The 21,447-nt window shown below is 38.8% G+C and carries 19 protein-coding genes; 7 read left to right on the forward strand and 12 right to left on the reverse strand.

Annotated elements, in window-relative coordinates; translation table 11 throughout:
- Nucleotides 1-55: 55 nt before the first annotated feature.
- Nucleotides 56-3,499 carry a transcription-repair coupling factor gene (gene mfd, locus ABN212_RS14815; RefSeq protein ID WP_198620643.1) on the reverse strand — a complete coding sequence of 1,148 codons (3,444 nt, stop codon included), beginning with the start codon at nt 3,497-3,499 and terminating at the stop codon, nt 56-58.
- Between the two features lie 194 nt (nt 3,500-3,693).
- On the opposite strand from mfd, the gene lolC reads away from it, so the two are divergent.
- The 5 genes from lolC to pepT all read left to right on the forward strand — a co-directional run bounded on the left by lolC (nt 3,694) and on the right by pepT (nt 9,134).
- Nucleotides 3,694-4,896: a lipoprotein-releasing ABC transporter permease subunit LolC gene (gene lolC / locus ABN212_RS14820; protein ID WP_198626534.1), complete on the forward strand. Its 1,203-nt coding sequence runs from the start codon at nt 3,694-3,696 to the stop codon at nt 4,894-4,896.
- A 40-nt stretch (nt 4,897-4,936) separates the two neighbouring features.
- Nucleotides 4,937-5,647, forward strand: a complete 711-nt coding sequence (gene lolD / locus ABN212_RS14825; RefSeq protein WP_232799426.1) for a lipoprotein-releasing ABC transporter ATP-binding protein LolD — start codon at nt 4,937-4,939, stop codon at nt 5,645-5,647.
- Nucleotides 5,647-6,894, forward strand: a complete 1,248-nt coding sequence (gene lolE / locus ABN212_RS14830) for a lipoprotein-releasing ABC transporter permease subunit LolE (protein ID WP_198626535.1) — start codon at nt 5,647-5,649, stop codon at nt 6,892-6,894. The genes lolD and lolE overlap by 1 nt, the downstream gene beginning before the upstream one ends.
- 85 nt (nt 6,895-6,979) lie before the next feature.
- Nucleotides 6,980-7,837 carry a Sir2 family NAD+-dependent deacetylase gene (gene cobB, locus ABN212_RS14835; RefSeq protein ID WP_196736451.1) on the forward strand — a complete coding sequence of 286 codons (858 nt, stop codon included), beginning with the start codon at nt 6,980-6,982 and terminating at the stop codon, nt 7,835-7,837.
- A gap of 52 nt (nt 7,838-7,889) precedes the next feature.
- On the forward strand, nt 7,890-9,134 hold the full coding sequence (gene pepT / locus ABN212_RS14840) for a peptidase T (protein ID WP_109372899.1): 1,245 nt from the start codon (nt 7,890-7,892) through the stop codon (nt 9,132-9,134).
- Between the two features lie 79 nt (nt 9,135-9,213).
- Here pepT and ABN212_RS14845 read toward each other — a convergent pair whose 3' ends face one another.
- The gene (locus tag ABN212_RS14845; RefSeq protein WP_349443363.1) at nt 9,214-9,936 is read right to left on the reverse strand and encodes a vWA domain-containing protein; all 723 of its coding nucleotides are present in this window, start codon (nt 9,934-9,936) and stop codon (nt 9,214-9,216) included.
- Between the two features lie 261 nt (nt 9,937-10,197).
- On the opposite strand from ABN212_RS14845, the gene ABN212_RS14850 reads away from it, so the two are divergent.
- Nucleotides 10,198-10,476 (forward strand): hypothetical protein, encoded by a 279-nt coding sequence (locus tag ABN212_RS14850; protein WP_198620640.1) that lies wholly within the window; start codon nt 10,198-10,200, stop codon nt 10,474-10,476.
- Between the two features lie 87 nt (nt 10,477-10,563).
- Here the strand turns inward: ABN212_RS14850 and ABN212_RS14855 are convergent, their stop codons facing one another.
- The 8 genes from ABN212_RS14855 to rluE all read right to left on the reverse strand — a co-directional run bounded on the left by ABN212_RS14855 (nt 10,564) and on the right by rluE (nt 18,538).
- Entirely contained in the window at nt 10,564-11,685 is a 1,122-nt protein-coding gene (locus tag ABN212_RS14855; protein ID WP_349443364.1) for a cupin domain-containing protein, read from the reverse strand.
- A gap of 183 nt (nt 11,686-11,868) precedes the next feature.
- Nucleotides 11,869-13,332 (reverse strand): two-component system sensor histidine kinase PhoQ, encoded by a 1,464-nt coding sequence (gene phoQ / locus ABN212_RS14860; RefSeq protein WP_198620638.1) that lies wholly within the window; start codon nt 13,330-13,332, stop codon nt 11,869-11,871.
- A 1-nt stretch (nt 13,333) separates the two neighbouring features.
- Nucleotides 13,334-14,008, reverse strand: coding sequence for a two-component system response regulator PhoP (phoP, locus tag ABN212_RS14865; protein WP_198620637.1), 675 nt, complete (start codon nt 14,006-14,008; stop codon nt 13,334-13,336).
- Nucleotides 14,009-14,220: 212 nt separating this feature from the next.
- Nucleotides 14,221-15,591 carry an adenylosuccinate lyase gene (gene purB / locus ABN212_RS14870; RefSeq protein WP_109372904.1) on the reverse strand — a complete coding sequence of 457 codons (1,371 nt, stop codon included), beginning with the start codon at nt 15,589-15,591 and terminating at the stop codon, nt 14,221-14,223.
- 31 nt (nt 15,592-15,622) lie between these two features.
- Nucleotides 15,623-16,252, reverse strand: coding sequence for a high frequency lysogenization protein HflD (gene hflD, locus ABN212_RS14875; protein ID WP_198620636.1), 630 nt, complete (start codon nt 16,250-16,252; stop codon nt 15,623-15,625).
- Nucleotides 16,253-16,254: 2 nt separating this feature from the next.
- The gene (mnmA, locus tag ABN212_RS14880) at nt 16,255-17,358 is read right to left on the reverse strand and encodes a tRNA 2-thiouridine(34) synthase MnmA (protein ID WP_349443365.1); all 1,104 of its coding nucleotides are present in this window, start codon (nt 17,356-17,358) and stop codon (nt 16,255-16,257) included.
- A gap of 108 nt (nt 17,359-17,466) precedes the next feature.
- Complete coding sequence (locus tag ABN212_RS14885) at nt 17,467-17,916, reverse strand: NUDIX hydrolase (protein WP_349443366.1); 450 nt, start codon at nt 17,914-17,916, stop codon at nt 17,467-17,469.
- Complete coding sequence (rluE, locus tag ABN212_RS14890; RefSeq protein ID WP_196533145.1) at nt 17,909-18,538, reverse strand: 23S rRNA pseudouridine(2457) synthase RluE; 630 nt, start codon at nt 18,536-18,538, stop codon at nt 17,909-17,911. The genes ABN212_RS14885 and rluE overlap by 8 nt, the downstream gene beginning before the upstream one ends.
- A 138-nt stretch (nt 18,539-18,676) precedes the next feature.
- On the opposite strand from rluE, the gene icd reads away from it, so the two are divergent.
- Nucleotides 18,677-19,930 (forward strand): NADP-dependent isocitrate dehydrogenase, encoded by a 1,254-nt coding sequence (gene icd / locus ABN212_RS14895; protein WP_023582546.1) that lies wholly within the window; start codon nt 18,677-18,679, stop codon nt 19,928-19,930.
- A 146-nt stretch (nt 19,931-20,076) separates the two neighbouring features.
- Here the strand turns inward: icd and ABN212_RS14900 are convergent, their stop codons facing one another.
- On the reverse strand, nt 20,077-21,204 hold the full coding sequence (locus ABN212_RS14900; RefSeq protein ID WP_349443367.1) for a phage integrase Arm DNA-binding domain-containing protein: 1,128 nt from the start codon (nt 21,202-21,204) through the stop codon (nt 20,077-20,079).
- A complete protein-coding gene (locus tag ABN212_RS14905; RefSeq protein WP_036894694.1) occupies nt 21,185-21,427 on the reverse strand; it encodes an excisionase in 243 nt (80 codons plus the stop codon). Before ABN212_RS14905 ends, ABN212_RS14900 begins: the two co-directional genes overlap by 20 nt.
- Nucleotides 21,428-21,447 lie beyond the last annotated feature (20 nt).

Genomic DNA, 21,447 nt, shown 5'->3' on the forward strand with positions numbered 1-21,447 from the left:
GTGAAACCACTTCAATTACGCCCTTTTACTGATTCAAAAAATCATAAATATGTGGTTATTTGATCTTATGATCATCGAACGCACTTAACATATCATCAATAAAGGTGAGTCGTTTCTCACGCTCAGTGAGATCTGTAATAAATTTCAGTTTTGATGGACCATCTAAACGGAAAATAGCAGGTTGTTCTTGAAGTAGGCTGATTAAATATCCTGGTTCAACCTTATTCTTTTCACCAAACTCAATAAATCCGCCTTTATCATGAGCTTCAATTCGAGTGATACCCAAGCTCATTGCACTTAAGCGAATAGCAGCATTACGCAGTAGATAACGCCCTGCATCAGGCAGCTTACCAAATCTATCAATTAACTCTGCTCTTAGATCATTAAGCTCTGTTAAGTCGATCGCACTGGCAATTCGTTTATAGAATGAAAGTCTGACATTTACATCAGGAATGTAATCATCAGGCAACAAGACAGGCATTCTTAATTCAATTTCAGTTTGTTGATTGGTGAGATCTTCAAGTGATGGCTCTCTACCCTCTTTAAGCGCTTCTACTGCACTTTCTAGCAATTCCATATAAAGAGAGAAGCCAACGGTATTCATTTGACCGCTCTGTTCTTCACCTAATAGCTCTCCCGCGCCCCGAATTTCTAAATCATGAGTGGCTAATGCAAAACCAGCACCCAGATCTTCCAGTGAAGCAATCGCTTCTAAACGTTTATGAGCATCCTTTGTCATTGCTTTAGGATGAGGTGTCAACAAATAAGCATAAGCTTGATGATGAGAACGACCTACGCGACCACGTAACTGATGCAATTGCGCTAAACCAAAGTGATCTGCACGTTCAATAATAATGGTGTTCGCGGTTGGTATATCGATACCTGTTTCAATAATTGTGGTGCAAAGTAACACATTAAAACGTTGGTGATGGAAATCATTCATCACACGTTCAAGTTCACGCTCACGCATTTGTCCGTGACCAATACCAATACGTGCTTCAGGAACGAGTGCAGCCAGTCTCTCACGGGCTTTTTCGATATTCTCAACATCGTTATACAAGTAATAAACTTGTCCGCCACGCAATGTTTCACGCAAGATAGCTTCGCGCACCACTAAGTCATCATATTCTCGCACAAAGGTTTTCACCGATAAGCGACGTGCTGGTGGTGTTGCAATAATAGAAAGATCACGCATACCGCTCATTGCCATATTCAACGTACGAGGAATAGGCGTTGCTGTTAGCGTTAATATATCGACATTAGCACGCATGGCTTTTATTCGCTCTTTATGGCGAACACCAAAGCGGTGCTCTTCATCGACAATTAATAGTCCCAAATCTTTCCACTGAATATTTGGTTGAAGCAATTTATGTGTGCCAATGACAATATCAACTGTACCTTCGGCCAGTTTTTCTGTGATTTGCTGTTGCTCTTTTGCGCTACGAAAACGTGAGATCATCTCAATGTTAACGGGCCAATTAGCAAAACGATCACGGAAATTATCAAAATGTTGCTGAGCCAATAGGGTGGTTGGTACTAAAATAGCGACTTGTTTATTGTTGTTAACGGCAAGAAATGCAGCGCGCATCGCCACTTCTGTTTTACCAAATCCGACATCGCCACAGACGAGTCTATCCATTGAAATGGCTTGGCACATATCGCTAAGCACAGCATTGATAGCCATTTCTTGATCAGGTGTTGTTTCAAAAGGAAAGCTTTGGCGGAATGATTGGTATTGCTCTTTATCCATTTTAAAGGCGAAGCCTGTTTTTACTTCGCGTTGAGCATAAACATCTAATAACTCTGCTGCGACATCTCGCACTTTTTCAGCAGCTTTTTGGCGAGCTCTTACCCATGCATCGCCACCCAATTTATGTAGTGGGGCATTTTCATCTGCGCCACCAGAATAACGACTGATTAAATGCAGTGATGAAACAGGAACATAAAGCTTGTCATTACCCGCGTAGCTTAACATCAAATATTCAGCTTTAACGCCACCAGCTTCTAGTGTTGTCATTCCTTGATAGCGACCAACACCATGTTGAAGATGAACAACGGGCTGTCCTATGCTTAATTCAGCAAGGTTGCGAATTAAGGTATCTGTATTAATAGCACGACGATTGTCTTGGCGACGACGATTAACGCGTTCACCTAACATATCACTTTCACAGATCATGGCTAATTGACGATGGTTATCAATAAATCCATGTTCAGCAGCACCAATGATAAAGTAAAAACCTTTCTCTTGAGCATCAGATAATTCAATGATTTGCTTAGGTGCTATTTTTATCCGCGATAAAAGCTCTTGTACGGTTTCGCGTCGTCCTTCACTTTCAACAGAGAAAATAACACTACCTGAAAATTGTTCTTGGAATCGGCGTAAGTTATCTAAAGGTGATTTGCTTTGAGCGTTAATCGATAAATCAGGAAGAGGCTGATAGCCTAAATTGGTCTGTCCCGCTTTTTCTGGCAACGTTTCTGTTTTAAGTTGAATACGAGGCCACTGTTTTAACTCTTTATTAAATTTATCAACATTCAGCCAAATATCATCTGGTGGTAACAGTGGTCGCATAGGATCAACGCGACGGCTTTCAAAACGTTGATTAATGTCTTGCCAAAATTTTTCTGCAAAATCTTGTAGATCTTGCGTCACTATCAATGTGTTTTTAGGGAAATAAGCAAATAAGTTAGATAAAGGCTGTTCAAAAAACAGGGATTGCCAATATTCAATTCCCGTTGGCAATATGTGTTTACTTACTTGCTGATAAATATGTTCAGGATCACGTCTTACATCAAACCGTTCACGCCATTGGCTACGGAAAGTTTCTATCGCATTTGCATCTGTTGGGAATTCATGTGCAGGCAGTAAATTAATTTGATCAACTTCAGCTAATGTCCGTTGTGTATCGACATCAAAAGTACGCAGGCTATCTATTTCGTCATCGAAAAAATCAATACGATAAGGAAATTCACTTCCCATAGGAAATAAATCTAATAATGCACCACGCGTTGCGTATTCCCCATGTTCTAATACTTGTTCGACATGGCGATATCCCGCTTCATCTAATGTTTTACGTAAATTATCACGAGAAAGTATCTCTCCTTTTTGCATTACCAACGCATGACTTGCGAGATAATCCGTTGGGCAGACTTTCTGCATTAACGTATTGACAGGTAAGATTAAAATTCCCTTGAGAAGTGATGGAATACGGTATAGCGTAGAAAGGCGGTTTGAGATGATTTCTTGGTGAGGTGAAAAACTGTCGTATGGCAGCGTTTCCCAATCCGATAATGTCTCTACTGGATAATCACAAAACTGACGGATTTCATCTTGTAAACGCAATGCATTTTGCATATCACGAGTAACAAGAACGACTAATCCAGAGTGACGTTTGATGATCTCGGCACATTCTAGAGCACAAGCGGCACCAGTCAGTTGACCTAGCTGACGAGTATCCCCTTGTTTTATAGGAAGTTGATAACGATATTCTGAGGACATAAGCGTGTAATGTGAACTCTTTGTTGTAGTTAACTCCCAACACATCTTTAGCTTAATGGCTAAAGCTTAAACTGGCGGGCAGGTTAAGATAAAAGAAAAAACCACAGTTTGGGAATAGAGTGGTTCCATTCAGTAAGACTACCCTTTATTATCCCTGAACACTTCGCATTAGCAACAGGAACAGCACAGATTTCATGTACAATTCTGTCTCATTTTATATAGGGCTCCGTTATATGCGGGGTCGTGCGGTCGATAAATTCGGTCGCTTCGTCTCATGGCTATCCGCTTTAGGGATTATGTTAGGTGTCGCGGCACTGATTACAGTGACTTCTGTCATGAATGGCTTTGAACGTTCATTGCAAGAAAGCATTCTTGCTTATATTCCACAAGCCATCGTGACATCACCTAACGGGCAATTACCCCGAGATTCAAATATAGCTGAAAGATTACTGACGCGTGAAGGTATCATAAACGTTACCCCTTTAGTAGAAGGCGATGTTGTTTTGCAAAGTAAAGACAATATCAGCGTTGGTGTTATGTTGGGTATAGAAAAAGAGCAAGATGAACCTTTAACGAAACATATTCGTTATGGCGATTTTTCTATGCTGAAAGCGGGTGATTATGGTGTGATTTTAGGAAGTGGCCTTGCTAAACAGTTAAAAGCAAAAGAAGGCGATAACATCCGCCTTATTGTGCCAAGCGTAAGCCAATTAACGCCAATGGGAAGATTACCTAGCCAACGGTTATTTACCGTTAAAGGTATTTTCCAAAGTGGTGGCGATGCAGATGCCTCACAAATCTTAGTTAATCAGCAAGATGCGGCACGTTTAATGCGTTATCAGCCGGGTAATATTACAGGATGGCGTCTTTTCTTTACTGATCCTCTCAATATTGAAAAATACAGTGCACAATCTTTAGATAAAAATCTAAGTTGGAGAGATTGGCGCGAACGTAAAGGTGAATTTTTCCAAGCTGTAAAAATGGAAAAAAATATGATGGGATTATTATTAAGCTTAATTATAGCAGTGGCAGCTTTTAATATTATTACCTCACTTTCTTTGTTGGTCATGGAAAAACAAGGTGAAGTTGCTATTTTGCAAACTATGGGTTTAAAACGCTCTCAGATTATGTCCATTTTTATGCTACAAGGTGCAGGTGCAGGTATTTTAGGGGCGGTAGCTGGTGGTCTGTTAGGCGCATTACTCTCAAGCCAATTAAACGTTATTATGCCAGCGGTAGGACTTATCCCTCAAGGTGTGGAATTGCCCGCAACACTTGATTGGGGACGCGTCTTTATGATTGGTTTCTCCGCTATTATCATTTCCCTTTTATCCACTTTATACCCGTCTTGGCGGGCCGCGGCTATTCAGCCAGCAGAGGCGCTACGTTATGAGTAATTCTTCTTTGAATAAACAACCAATGGCATCAGAAAAACAAATGCACATTAATAAAGATGGTTTATTGGATTGCCACGCCCTATGTAAACAATACCAAGATGGTTCTATTTCCACACAAGTGCTGAAATCAGTCTCTTTTAAAATGGATAAGGGCGATTTTCTTGCCATCGTGGGGAGTTCTGGCTCAGGAAAAAGTACCTTATTACATTTACTGGGTGGATTAGATTCTCCAACATCAGGTGAAGTCTTTTTTAAAGGGCAATCACTTAATAAATTATCCTCTTCTGAAAAGGCTGATCTACGTAATAGCCAATTGGGTTTTATTTATCAATTTCATCATCTATTACCTGATTTCACCGCACTTGAAAATGTTGCTATGCCACTGATGATTGGCGGCACGAGCGCTTCAGTTGCAAAAGAAAAAGCGATGTCTTTACTTGAAGCTGTTGGGTTAAAAGATCGCGCTCATCACCGTCCTTCAGAGCTTTCTGGTGGTGAGAGACAACGCGTTGCGATTGCGAGAGCATTAGTGAACGATCCTGCATTAGTCCTTGCTGATGAACCAACGGGTAATCTTGACCAGAAAAATGCAGAAGGGATTTTTGAATTGTTGATTAAGTTAAACAAAGAAAAACAAACCGCTTTTCTGGTCGTAACGCATGATTTGTCACTGGCGGCTCGTTTTCAGCGCCAACTTGAAATGAAAGATGGTCAACTACAGTCACAAAACGCAATTTCAGGAGTGAAATAATGGCGCAATTGCCACTTGCATTAGTGACCGCATTACGTTTTTCAAGAGGGCGAAAACGTGCGGGAATGGTTTCTTTAATTTCAGTTATTTCAACACTGGGCATTATGCTGGGTGTTGCTGTCTTAATTATTGGCTTAAGTGCCATGAATGGCTTTGAGCGTGAATTAAAAAACCGTATTTTATCAGTTGTGCCTCACGGACAAATTTATTCAGTAGAACAGCCATTTGTACAATGGCAATCAGCATTACCTCGTATTGAAAATACCCAAGGTGTTGTCGCTGCTGCTCCTTATATTTTACTCACTGGATTGTTAGAAAAAGGAACAGAGTTAAAGGCAGTGCAAGTGATGGGGGTCTCACCTGAAAAACAAGGTGATATCAGCCTGTTGCCTCGATATGTACAAAACAATGCATGGCAAAATTTTAAGGCAGGTAAACAACAAATTATTATAGGACAAGGTGTTGCCAATGCGTTGAAAATAAAACAAGGTGATTGGCTGACGGTATTAATTCCTAATAATGATGATCCTACTAAGCTTTTACAGCCTAAACGTATTCGCTTACAAGTGAGTGGTATCTTTAAACTCAGTGGAATGCTTGATCACCAATTAGCGTTAATTCCTTTATCAGATGCTCAACAATATATGGATTATGGGCAAGGCATTACAGGGATTGAAGTGAAAACAGTAGATCCTTTTTTCGCGAATGAAATTATTCATAATGCGGGTTTAAACAGTAAAGAATATGTTTATGCGAAAAGCTGGATAAGTGACTATGGCTATATGTATAGCGATATTCAGATGATCCGTAGCATTATGTATTTATCGATGATCTTAGTGATTGGTGTTGCTTGTTTTAATATTGTCTCAACGCTGATTATGGCGGTAAGAGATAAAAGTAGTGATATTGCTATTTTACGAACGTTAGGTGCACGAGATAGCCATATTCGTAATATCTTTTTATGGTACGGTTTATTATCAGGCATGATTGGTTGTGTCGCTGGTGTGATATTTGGTGTATTGGTTGCTTATAATTTAACGCCATTAGTGTCTGTTATTGAATCATTAACGGGACACAGTGTGTTGTCAGGCGATGTTTATTTCGTCGACTTTCTACCTTCAGAAGTTCATTTAATTGACGTTTTCTCTGTATTTATTACCACTGTGATCTTAAGCCTGATTGCAAGTTGGTATCCTGCACGTCGAGCCACTAAACTAGATCCTGCAAGAATTTTAAGTGGACAATAAGTTTATTGACATACAAAGAAGAAAAAACGCTTAAACTAGTGAAGATAAGAAACGCGATATTTAAATTTGAAAACCAAGGATTGTAATGATGAAACTTAAACTTCGTCATCGTCGGCTTAGGAAGTTTCGTAAGATCAAAAATTTACGTAGGCAGCATTCACGTTGTCGTTATTTTCATCTCACCCATAAAACGGAACATGAAATGAATTTACCCAAAGTTGTCGTATTAACAGGGGCTGGCATTTCTGCTGAATCAGGAATTAAAACATTCCGATCAGAAGATGGATTGTGGGAAGAACATCGCGTTGAAGATGTTGCAACACCTGAAGGTTATCAACGCAATCCCCAATTGGTTCAGCAGTTTTACAATGAACGTCGCCGCCAATTGCAACAACCTTCTATTCAACCTAATGAAGCGCATTATGCATTAGCTAAACTAGAGCAACGTTTAGGTAAAGACAATTTTTTACTCGTTACGCAAAATATTGATAATCTGCATGAAAAAGCAGGTAGTAAACATATTTTGCATATGCATGGTGAATTGCTAAAAGTGCGTTGCCCTCAATCTCGTCAAGTATTTGAGTGGAAAGGGGACTTAGAAACAACCGATCGTTGTCATTGCTGCCAATTCCCATCGCCACTACGCCCACATATTGTCTGGTTTGGTGAAATGCCAATTGGTATGGAAGAGATTTATCACGCTTTGGCTGAGGCTGATATTTTTATCTCTATCGGTACATCTGGAAATGTTTACCCAGCAGCTGGTTTTGTCCATGAAGCTCGATTAACAGGCGCTCATACTGTTGAGTTAAATCTTGAACCCAGTTTGGTTGAAAGCCAGTTTGAAGAGAAACATTATGGCCCTGCAAGTCAGGTAGTTGATGAATATGTTCATAAATTGTTTGAATTAATTAATGATCCTAAAGCTGATTTGACGCAATAATTATTTTATAGAGTTCCCTATTATTGTTCTTAGAGAGATCTTAGGGGGCAAAATGGATAAATTATTAGAACGTTTTTTTGAATATATTAATTTTGATACACAATCAAAACCATCTTCAAAAATGTCACCAAGCAGTGATGGACAATTAAAACTTGCCAAGGCATTGGCTCAAGAATTAAAAAAGCTGGGCTTTTCCGATGTAATGCTCAGTGACAAGGGATGTGTAATGGCAAGTTTACCATCCAATGTATCTTGGCCAGTGCCAGTTATTGGCTTTATTTCGCATCTTGATACATCTCCTGACTTTTCAGGAAAACATGTAAAACCACAAGTGCTTGAAGATTATCGTGGTGGTGATATTGCTTTAGGTATTGGTGATGAAGTGTTATCGCCAGTTATGTTCCCAATCTTACATTCAATGATTGGTAAGACATTAATTACTACTGATGGCAAAACATTACTGGGTGCGGACGACAAAGCAGGTATTGCTGAAATTATTACTGCGATGGTGCGCTTAAAAGAAACGAATCGACCTCATGGGGATATTCGCATTGCTTTCACTCCTGATGAAGAAATCGGGCGTGGCGCGCATTATGTAGACTTAAAAGCATTCGGTGCAAGCTGGGCTTATACCGTTGATGGTGGTGGTGTTGGCGAACTGGAATATGAAAACTTCAATGCCGCATCCGTGAATATCAAAATTGTAGGTAACAATGTTCACCCAGGCAGTGCAAAAGGGGTGATGGTTAATGCATTAGGATTAGCAACACGTATTCATCAAGAATTACCTGTTGACGAAACACCAGAAAATACCGATGGTTATGAAGGTTTTTACCATCTGCAAAGTATCAAAGGCTCGGTAGAAAGAGCGGAAATGCATTATATTATCCGTGATTTTAATCGTAACTTATTTGAAAAACGCAAACAGAATATGATTGCGATTGCAGAGAGAGTGGGTAAAGGCCTGCATCCTGATTGTTATATTGAGCTAACGATTGATGATAGCTATTACAATATGCATGATAAAGTTGTTCAATTCCCTCACATCATTGAAATAGCCAAACAAGCCATGATTGATTGTGATATTGAGCCAAATATCAAGCCTATTCGTGGTGGTACAGACGGTGCTCAACTTTCTTACCGTGGATTACCTTGCCCTAATATTTTCACAGGCGGTTATAATTTCCATGGTAAGCATGAATTTATCTCTTTAGAAGGCATGGAAGCGGCGGTGAGTGTCATTATGCGCATTGCTGAAATAACGGCTGAAAGAGAAAAGGCTAAAGTAGTTAGCTAATCGCTTATTGAGCTTCGAAATGAAAAATAATAGCCGAAATCTCGGCTATTATTTTTTTAGTAAAAAGAATATATTAAGTTTATTTACGTTTTTCGTAATCTTGTTCAACAGAAGATTTCCAATCTTGATTTAACTCTTTTCCTTCAATTTTAGATTGAACGGCTTTATTAACAGACTCATAGGCATTTTCATAGCCTTTAGCATCTTGGATATATTGAGTTGAGTTGGATGATTTAATGCCAATACTTTCAGCCGCACTTATTGCATCAATGTTGGCACCTAAAAAGATAAATTCCCAACCTTTCTCTTTTTCTGCTGAATTAATTAATGATTTTACTTTTTCTAGCGAATATTCACGGCTATTATTTTCTTCGCCATCGGTGATGATCACCATCATGACATTCTTATAGGGTGAATTTGGTTTATTTCCTTCAGTGATCGCATTTCCCACAGCATCTAACAGTGCGGTATTACCCGATGCAAAATAATCGTTAGTCGTTAAATTCTCTATCTTATTAATATCAATACGGTTATGTAACTTTTTAGCCTGACTATCAAATAAAATAGTGGTGATATAGACTTTTTCAGGGCGATTTTTATTTTCTGCTAAAATAGTATTAAATCCACCAATAGTATCTTTTTCATACCCTTGCATTGAGCCACTTTTATCTAACACAAAAATGATATCCGTTTGTGCTGGTGGTGCCTTCATATTTGCTGTTTCTACTGTTTTTGCAAATACCACGGTCGGTAAAATAAAAGCAGCGATTAAAACAATAAATTTTTTCATAGACGACTCCATTGTCGAAAAAAGAAGTAAAAATCTAATTTTATCTTAGGGGCAATTGATCAAATAAAATAGGAGAAACGGCTGAAAAATAAACGAGATATTAATGAAAAAATTTACTTAATTAAAAATAGAGTGATTTTATAATAATGGGCTAACATATTGTTTATTATTAAGCTTTTAATATAGGCTTAATATTAATAACTCTTTGATAAATTGAGTTTCCTGAATTTCCCTTATAATTAAAGAGAAATAAATATAATATAAGGATATTGAATGGAAACCATAACAGGAAAATTATTAAAACCTGTAATAGAAGAGCAACTAAGCTCTCATAAAAAGAAAGTGATTAAAAAATCTGAGCAACAATCATTTATTATTATTTTTAGTTATTTTCTAATCACTTATTTAATCTCATTTTCTCTTTATGTGACAAATAGCAAACATACATTATTACTTTTTTTCTTACAAAGTACATTTTTTGTTGTGATTCCTTTTTTCTTTCGTAATACAAGAGTACTTTTAAAAGAGTCGATAATTTATTTAATTCGTTAGATTTTAAAATAAGACTTATTTTAATATTTCTAGTAATAAAAAAGCCCTGCAATAATATGTCAGGGCTTTATAAATTATCATTGATAATTAATCTTCAAAATACCAATAACCTTGGTTTACCAAGTGTGTTAATAAACGTACAAATTTGGGATCGGTTAATGCATCACCTAAGTGTTGTTTATCAATATAATCATATTGACAAAGCGCATCAGCAGCTTCGATATAATCAGTATCTATCAACTCGCCATTAACAAAACAGCTATCACCAACACGTAGCGCACGAAGACCATTTAAGCGGTGAAGTTGTTCACCTTGTTGCAGCAAATCATGAATTTCTGCGTTTTCGTATAAAGGTTCTGGCACTGCAAGATCAAGCTCATGACGAGATTGAGAAATAAACTCACCAAACCAATGACGGAATACTTCTGGTTGAGCAAGTAGATCTTCCATCATGTCATGAAGTTTATTTAACTCTTGATGTTGCACTAATGCTGGGTTTTCACGCGGAGTTAGATCAGGATCGCTATAACGATAGCTGCCTAAATCATTTGCTAACACATAGTCAGCGAAACCACTGAAAAGTTCACGAGCATTAGGTGATCTGAAACCAACAGAGTAGTTTAGCGATTCTTCAATCGCATATCCTTCATGTGGGAATCCAGGTGGGATATAAAGAATATCACCCGGTTCTAATTCTTCATCAATAATTGCTTCAAAAGGATCAATTTGAAGCAGATCAGGGTGAGGGCAGTGTTGTTTCATTGGGATTTTTTCACCCACACGCCAACGACGACGACCTTGTCCCTGAATAATAAAGACATCATATTGATCAAGATGTGGGCCTACACCACCACCGGGAACAGAATAAGAGATCATTAAATCATCAATGCGCCAATCGGGTAACACACGAAATGGCTTCATTAATGCCGCACTAGGAAAATGCCAGTGATCGACGGCTTGTACAAGTAAAGACCAATCTTTATCACCAAGTCCTTCAAAGTGCTCGAAAGGCCCGTGTTTGACTCCCCATTGTCCGTCTTGACAGCTAACAAGACGGCTATCTACTTCATCTTCCATTGCAAGACCAGCAAGTTCGTCAGGAGATAAAGGATCAACAAAACGAGAGAAGCCGTTTTTAATTAATAAAGGGCGTTTTTGCCAATGGCTTTCGAGGAATGATTGCCAATCTAAATTAAGTTTATAGTCCATTGTGTATATCCTGAATTCGGGAAGCCTGAAGCCATAGTATAATGAATTCTAATTTCCTGCTAAACATTCCTTTGAGCAATGTGAGTAATAGCGAGTAACTCGATAACAACTGAACGGATATCATACATAACGCCGTATATTTGGCGATAACTTTAAAAAGAGAGGTTTTTTTATAAATAAGGGTTATTCGCGTTCTGTAGTGAGTTGTTGCTCAGCAAATGTCACAGTGATACGAGCGCCTCCTAACGGGCTATCAGTAATAGTAATTTCACCACTGTATTGTTCAATAATATCTACCGCGATAGATAATCCTAAGCCTTGCCCAGGACGCAGAGTATCTGCTCTTGTTCCTCGTTGGAAAATGGCCTCTCTTTTTTCAGGGCTGACGCCTGGGCCGTCATCATCAACAATAATCATTACACTACTTTCATTATTGCTAACATTGATTTCAACAAATTCTAAGCAGTATTTACAGGCGTTATCAAGAATATTACCCATCACTTCCATAAAATCATTTTTCTCACCTAACCACATGATTTCAGGTGAAACATTGAGTGTTAAATCAACCCCTTTTGACTGATAAACTTTACTCAATGCACTGCAAAGATTATCTAGCAATCCTGACAGTGAATGAAGTTTTCGCGTGGTAATATCGTGATCACCGTGGATGGATGCTCGATGCAGATAATAACCGACTTGTTGCGAAATTCGTTCTATTTGATCGAGCATGATAGGTTCAGCTTGCTCTATCGTCATCTGTTTGCCCGAACGTAAAGAGCGTAATGTTGATTGCAACACGGCAAGTGGTGTTTTTAGGCTGTGGGTAAGATCAGATAAACTTGTGCGATATTTACTATAACGACTGCGTTCATTACGCAATAACACATTTAAATTTCGGACTAAGCCTTTTAGCTCGGTTGGCGGGTTTTCATCCAAATCATTGCGAGTCCCTTTTTCTAATGCACTAATTTGTTCAATAACTTGTTTTATCGGTCTTAAACTCCAATGTGCAGCTAACCAAATTAAGGGTATAACCAAAAATAGATTTGCAAGAATGATATATAAGAACCAATCCCAAACTTGACTGACTTTTTGCATACGCTGAGGAATAGGATCGATAACCGCGATCGCCATATAAGGCATATTGTCAGCCGCAGGATAATGATTAATCACAACTGAGTGAGTCAAAAACTCATTACTAGAGTATTCCTCAAGACGTTTGAGATAAACACGATATTGCGGTAACTGCTTTAACATTAACCGTGTTGTTTTGATATCAACTGAGATCTCAAATAAGCCTTCTTCATGACGCCATTTATGTTTAATGCTATCGGGAATGGCTTTGGGGAGATCGGGAGGCATCCACAATACACCGCCTTTATCATCAAAAATGATCACCAGCGAGGTATTGTTGTTATTGAGATTAGTTGGAAATTCAATGTTCAGCTTTCCCTTATTCCACTGCGCTAAGCTGTAATAAAGATTGCTTTGGCTACGCATTAGCATAAATGTGGTTTTATCTATACTCACAATCGAACCAACAATTGCCACTAACCCATATGAGAGTGTGAGTGCCAAAATAATGGCACTGGTAGCAAGTAAAAAGCGTGTTCGTAATGAGAATGGGGAGCGCTGTTTTTTTTGCATATTAAGGTTTCATATCGAAACGATAGCCTTGTCCACGTACGGTAACCACCACATCATCAGGATATTTTTCTAAGATTTTTTTACGTAGTCGTCCCATAAGTACATCAATAGTATGGCTTTCTTTGAGTTCAGCATCAGGATATAGCTGGCGCATTAATGCATCTTTGCTAACGACTTTGTTTTGATTGCGCATTAATGTTTCTAAAATCGTATATTCAAATGCAGTTAACTTAATTTGTTCTCCTGAAATCATGAACTCTTTACGTGACAAATCCAACTCAAAAGGTTCAATGACGAGTGTTTGTGACGCAATTCCCATGTTTCTTCGCATTAATGCCTGAATACGTGCGACAATTTCCTCAAAATGAAAGGGTTTTGTCACATAATCATCAGCGCCCGCATTTAACGCTGAAACTTTTTCTTGCCAACTTTCGCGCGCAGTTAATACCATTATTGGCAGGGTAATATTATTCTCCCGCCATCTGCGAATAAGGCTAATGCCATCTTCATCTGGCAATCCTAAGTCCACAATGGCAACATCAGGTGTACCTTCTGCAATAAAATTATCTGCTTCTTTGGCATCTTCTGCGGCATCAACCTGATGTCCTGCGTCACGAAATTGCACAGATAAGTGATGGCGAAGTAAAATATTATCTTCAATAATTAAGATCCGCATATTCCACCTTGAGTACAATCAGCAAAAATTCACTGTTGTAAAATAAATATAGGAAATGAATGTCATCCTATAAGATAAAAAATATATTGTTATCATAGTCAATCTATCACTTAAAAAATACCGTAGCGGGTAAAGTGTTTAAGTTACAGAGAGTTTTCTAATTTTTTGATATAAAAAAAGGCAGAGATTATCTGCCTTTTTAGAAAGATAAATTAGTTTAATTTATCAACAAGTTGAGTGGCAAAACCAATATAGCTTTCAGGTTTCATTGCTTTTAAGCGCGTTTTTTCATCTTCTGGTAGTTCTAAACCATCAATGAAAACTGCCATATCTTGTTCAGTGATTCGTTTGCCGCGAGTAAGCTCTTTTAGCTTTTCGTAAGGTTTTTCAATGCCATAACGACGCATTACAGTCTGAATTGGCTCGGCTAATACTTCCCAGTTACAGTCTAATTCTTCACGAAGATGGTTTTCATTCACTTCAAGTTTATTAAGACCTTTCATGGTTGATTGATAAGCAATCAGCGCATAACCCATCCCAACACCTAAATTACGCAGTACCGTTGAGTCTGTTAAGTCACGTTGCCAACGTGAAACGGGTAGCTTGCTAGAAAGGTGTCCCATTACTGCATTTGCTAACCCTAAGTTGCCTTCAGAGTTTTCAAAGTCAATTGGATTCACTTTATGAGGCATGGTTGATGAACCAATTTCACCTGCAATTGTTTTTTGCTTGAAGTGGTTCAGTGCTACGTAACCCCAAATATCGCGGTCGAAATCGATCAAGATAGTGTTGAAGCGACTAATGCAATCAAAAAGCTCCGCAATATAATCGTGTGGTTCAATTTGAGTTGTGTATGGGTTCCATGTAATACCCAATGAAGTTACAAATTCTTCACTAAATTGATGCCAGTTTACTTCAGGATATGCAGCTAAGTGTGCATTGTAGTTACCTACTGCACCATTGATTTTACCTAAGATCTCAACTTGTGTTAGTTGACGATATTGGCGCTCCATACGGTAGGCAACGTTAGCAAACTCTTTGCCAATTGTAGATGGTGTTGCTGGTTGACCATGTGTGCGAGAAAGTAATGGCAAATCACGGTATTCTTGAGCCATTTTGCTAATGGTATCAATAATTTCACGCCATGCAGGCAGTAAGATCTCTTGGCGTGCTGTTTCCAGCATAATGGCATGAGACAGGTTATTAATGTCTTCAGAAGTACAAGCGAAGTGAATAAATTCAGAAACCTGATGTAAAGCAGGGATAGTCGCCACTTTTTCTTTTAAGAAATATTCTACGGCTTTTACATCATGGTTAGTGGTACGTTCGATAGTTTTAATACGTGCTGCATCTTCTTCATTGAAGTTAGCAACAATCGCATCAAGGTAATCGTTTGCGTTTTTTTCAAAGGCTGGAACTTCTTTAATGTCGGCGCAAGATGCCAGCTTTTGTAGCCAGCGAACTTCTACCTGTACACGGAATTTCAGAAGACCGAATTCACTAAAAATAGAACGTAACGACGAGGTTTTACTTCCGTAACGACCGTCAATCGGTGAAATCGCTGTCAGCGAAGATAATTCCATTGTTGGCAACTCCCAGGTTGAATTTAAAGTATTAACATTGAGCGAGAAAATCATCAGCTTGTCGTAGGATAGCCTTTTGATGCAGTAAAAAATCAAAACGACGACCACCGACTTGACGCCAGAGCACAGCACTTCGAATGCCAGTCAGTAATAACGCTCTAACTTTAGCTTGAATAATAGGGGTATTTAATAGATCAATCGAGCCATGAACCTGAATGCGAGGGCCAACAGGGCTAACTGCATCAACATAAACGCCAGCAAGGGCATTAAATACACCTTCGGACATGGGTTCAAAATAACTTTTTTGACGCTCTAATTGAGAAATTTTTTGCGATAAATGTGAGCTGTAATTATCATTTCTGCTGATAATACGCTCTAGGTTGATTAAACCTTGTTGGTAAGTCATTAACTCAAGCGTTAACTTTTCTCTTCTTACCGCTTGATGAATGGCTTTCAATGTTTGAAAGCCTAATTTTAGGTGACTGATTTGATTACCATAAACATCAAGTGTTGAAGTCGGATTGAGGTTAAAAACACTGTTAACCATCACTTCAACATCATTCTCGTTCGCATTGCCTTGGTAAGCAACTTGTTGAACAAGACGACTTGCTTGGCAGATGCCTGCCAATGCAAGTGTTATATCACGAAAATCTTTAGCCACGTCTACTCCTGAATACGGGTTTCAATAATACCGCCACCTAAACAGACTTCGTCTTGATAAAAGACGGCTGATTGTCCCGGGGTAACTGCTGCAACAGGATAATCAAAGCGGACTTCAATTTTGTCTTCACCTAATGGTGTTACTGTACACGCAATATCAGGTTGGCGATATCGTGTTTTAACAGTACAGCGGAAAGCCTCAGTAATAGGTTCCCTTGATACCCAATGTAATTGTTGAGCAATCAAACCTACAGACATCAATCTTGGGTGTTCATGACCTTGAGCAACGATAAGAATATTGTTTTCAACATCTTTATCAACAACATACCAAGGGGCATCGCCACCGTCTTTCGTTCCACCAATACCTAACCCTTTACGTTGACCTAATGTGTGATACATCAACCCTTGGTGTTCACCAATGGTTTCTCCATCAACCGTGATGATAGGACCAGGTTTAGCAGGTAAATAACGCGATAAGAAATCGGTAAATTTACGTTCACCAATAAAACAAATACCAGTTGAGTCTTTTTTCTTTGCTGTCGCTAAATCAAGTTTTTCAGCAATTTTTCTCACTTCAGGTTTTTCCATTTCACCCACAGGGAAAAGGCTTTGTGCAATTTGCTCGTGACTTAACGTATATAAAAAGTAGCTTTGGTCTTTGTTGTTATCAACACCGCGAAGCAATTGGCTTTTGCCATCAACATCACGACGACGAACATAGTGACCTGTTGCGATATAGTCAGCACCCAAATCTTCCGCTGCATATTCTAAAAATGCTTTAAATTTTATTTCTTTATTGCAAAGAATATCGGGGTTAGGGGTACGACCTGCTTTATATTCAGATAAAAAATGTTCGAAAACATTATCCCAATATTCAGCAGCAAAATTGATGGTATAAAGCTCAATGCCAAGTTTATCGCACACAGCTTGCGCATCGGCAAGATCGGTAGATGCTGAGCAATATTCTGTATCGTCGTCTTCTTCCCAGTTCTTCATAAACAGACCAACGACCTGATATCCCTGTTCCTTAAGAAGATAGGCTGAGACGGATGAATCTACGCCACCGGACATTCCTACGATGACTTTTTTTTGGCTGTTATCTGACATGACTGGATCTCACTGCGGAAAAATAAGCGCCATACTTTACCATATCACTGACACAGGTGCATCATGTCTTACTCTGTTTTTGATGCTTTGTTTTTTCTTTAATATTATTTAATTAAAAGGAACACCAAAACTGCTTAATAGAGATAGGGGATAACGTTCACCTTGTTGATAACATAGCAGGCTTTCTCTGACTAAAGGTGAACGTAATTGTTGGCTATGAATAATTTCATCGGCACTGACCCAGTGACAACAATCAATATCACTATCATGAGGATGAGTTTCATATTGCTCTTGCGCTTCAATAAGAAAAAGAAAACGTAGAAAAGGTGTTTTATCAGGCGCAATCCATTGGTGTAATTTTAGAAAATGTTGAACAGGAAGTGTTAACCCTGTTTCTTCCCATAATTCACGTTGAACCGCCTGAATAAGTGTTTCATTGGCTTCAAGGTGTCCAGCGGGTTGATTCCACGTCGCTTTTCCATTGACCATTTCTTCAACAACGAGAAACTTATTTTTTGCATGAACGATACATGCGACAGTCACATTAGGTTTAAACAAAATCAATCTCCTTCCATTCACCGGGTAATAAATTATCCAATGTAATATTTCCCATACTAAAGCGGATCAAACGCAATGTTGGATAACCGATATGCGCCGTCATTCGTCTCACTTGACGGTTTTTACCTTCAAATAACGTTATTTTTAACCAAGTTGTCGGGATAGTTTGACGTTCTCTAATAGGCGGATTTCTCTCCCATAGCCATTCGGGTTGTTCAACTATTTCGACTTGTGCAGGTAATGTTTTGCCATCTTTAAGCTCTAATCCATTTCTAAATTGTTGTAATGAGGCAGCACTTGGAATGCCTTCAACCTGAGCATAGTAGATTTTTCCTGTTTTTTTACCCGGTTGTGTTAATTGTGCTTGTAGCTTCCCATCATTTGTTAAGACTAAAAGTCCTTCACTATCTCTATCTAAACGTCCTGCCGCATAAATATCACGAATAGGAATAAAATCTTTTAGTGTTTTTCTGCCATTTTCGTCTGTAAATTGCACAAGAACATCGAAGGGCTTGTTGAAGATAACGACTTTACGCTCACCTCTTGGGCGCACTGGCTTTCTTTGTGCGAGTGGCGTGTGATGTTTTCTCGATTTAGCGCTATTTTTAAGTTGATTTGCCATAGTTAATTTTTGTAAAAAATGGGAGATTGATTATACCTTAAAAGAGAAGCGATTGGCGTTAGCTGAATAATCAAGTAGTATTGACAGGTCTCTTACAAAAAATTAACAAAGCGTGCGCTTACATGAAAGGAGAGGTAAATGGAAAGCAAAGTAGTTGTTCCGGCTAATGGCGCTAAAATTACACTAGATGCTAAAGGTAAGCTTGTTGTTCCAAATAATCCGGTTATCCCTTATATCGAAGGGGATGGTATCGGTATCGATGTTACGCCAGCAATGTTAAAAGTTGTTGATGCAGCAGTTGAGAAAGCTTACGGCAAAGAACGTAAGATTGAGTGGATGGAAGTTTACACCGGTGAAAAATCAACGCAGGTATATGGTAAAGATGTTTGGTTACCAGAAGAAACCTTAGATCTTATCCGTGAATATCGAGTTTCTATTAAAGGTCCTCTTACTACGCCAGTTGGCGGTGGTATCCGTTCATTAAATGTTGCATTACGCCAACAACTTGACCTCTATATTTGCCTACGCCCAGTACGTTATTACAAAGGCACTCCAAGCCCTGTTAAACAGCCAGAACTAACCGATATGGTTATCTTCCGTGAAAACTCAGAAGATATTTATGCTGGTATTGAGTGGAAAGCGGGCTCAGCAGAAGCAGATAAAGTGATTAAATTCCTGCAAACTGAAATGGGTGTTACTAAAATCCGCTTCCCACAAGATTGCGGTATTGGTATTAAGCCTTGTTCAGAAGAAGGTACTAAGCGTTTAGTTCGTGCCGCAATTGAATATGCTATTGATAATGATCGCGATTCAGTCACATTGGTACACAAAGGTAATATTATGAAATTTACCGAAGGTGCCTTTAAAGACTGGGGTTATGAGTTAGCTCGCGAGGAGTTCGGTGGTGAATTATTAGATGGCGGTCCTTGGGTCAAAATCAAGAATCCAAAATCAGGTAAAGAGATTATCGTTAAAGACGTTATCGCTGACGCATTTTTACAACAAATTCTGTTACGCCCAGCAGAGTATGATGTTATCGCATGTATGAACCTAAATGGCGACTATATTTCTGATGCATTAGCAGCTCAAGTAGGTGGTATTGGTATCGCACCAGGTGCAAATATTGGTGATGAGTGTGCATTGTTTGAAGCAACACACGGCACAGCACCAAAATATGCAGGCCAAGACAAAGTTAACCCAGGTTCGATCATTCTTTCCGCAGAAATGATGCTACGCCACATGGGTTGGACAGAAGCCGCTGACTTAATCATTAAAGGTATGGAAGGCGCGATTGCCGCTAAGACCGTAACTTATGATTTTGAACGTCAGTTAGAAGGCGCTAAACTGCTGAAATGTAGCGAGTTTGGTGACGCGATTATCAAACACATGTAATTGTTGATTTGATAAATAGTTAACGGGAGCTTATTAGTTCCCGTTTTTTATTGTCAATCTTGAAACGGTTATCAAAAAGTTATCAAAACGAATTATCAAAACGAATTATCAAAACGAATTATCAAAACTACCTGAAATTTGAGCAATTAAATCACGATTTTTATCCAATCTTTCCCTCGATCATCATGGTATTTATCTGTTTGAATTTGGTTCTTATGACCGAGTAAATCTTTAGTGTTTATACCTTGTGCTCTATATAACCTTTCAGATAAAGAACGCTGTTCATGAAATGTTGCAGGTGTTCCTTCTCCCCAATCAATATCCGTTTTATTTCTCGCTTTTTTAAAGTTAGTCGTTAGCGTATTTGCAGTAACTTGTTCGCCACGTTTAGATTGTGAAGTGGTATGAAAATAATGAATAAGATAAGGGCTAATAACGCGATCACGACAACGAGCAACGACATCACGTAATGACATATTTAATTGTTCAGAACGTAGTGATAATGGAATAGCTAATTTAGCACCCGTTTTTTCTTGAGTAATATGCAAATGGTCATCCCAAATATCACTAAACTTCATTGCCGAAATATCACCTAATCGTTGGCCTGTAATAAGTGCAAGCAACATGGCATTTCCGACATAACGATGTTGTTTATCAGCAATCTCAAATATCTTTTTCCATTCATCAAAATTAAGGCGTTGGCGAGTTACTTTTCGTTTTGGCTGTTTAGTGGCAAGGGCAGGGTTGTAACCAGGAGGAACTTCACCGGCATGTTGTGCTTCTTTAAACACATCAATTAAAACAGAGCGAATAACTTGAGCCATTCTGTGTTGGCCATTAGATTTATACTCATCAAGAATTTCAGCAATATCTCTGGCATCAACAGCGGGTAATGGTTTCATGGATAAGGCTTGCCTCATTAAATCTACCGGCTTCCTTTTTTGTTTATAAGTATTCGGCTTTATATCACCTTCCTTTAAACGCTCTTCTTGAATAATCCAGTATTTATCCAACCAAGTATTAACCGTAATTTCTTTACCTTTTATTTTTGCCACCCGATCACCAATAGCCATAACTTGTCGGCTACGTTGTTCCGCTAATCTTGTGTTAGCTTCAATAGCAATTGCTTTGGCCTCGGCTTCATTGTCACCGAGGGCATGATATTTACCTGTTACAGGATGGCGGTAACGCCAATAAACCTTGTTAGCTTTACGACTAAATAAAGGGTAAAGATTAGGGATATTGACGTTATTTTTACGAGGTCTGGCAGCCATCTTTGAGGATCCTTTGTAAAATAGGGTTATCGTTATTATTGATAACCGGTGATGTCAAATTACCGACAAGGTCGGCATCTTCTCTCACGCGCCAAATGCCACCTTCTTTCCTTGCTGGTGGATAGAACAGGCCACCACGAGCATATCGTTGTAGCGTTCCTAACTTTGGTGGGCGACTTTTATATCTTTCTTGTGCCCACTCCTCTAAAGTCAACATTTGCATATTTTTCTCTCCACACTGTC

This window comes from Proteus genomosp. 6 (assembly GCF_040139785.1).
Lineage (GTDB): Bacteria > Pseudomonadota > Gammaproteobacteria > Enterobacterales > Enterobacteriaceae > Proteus.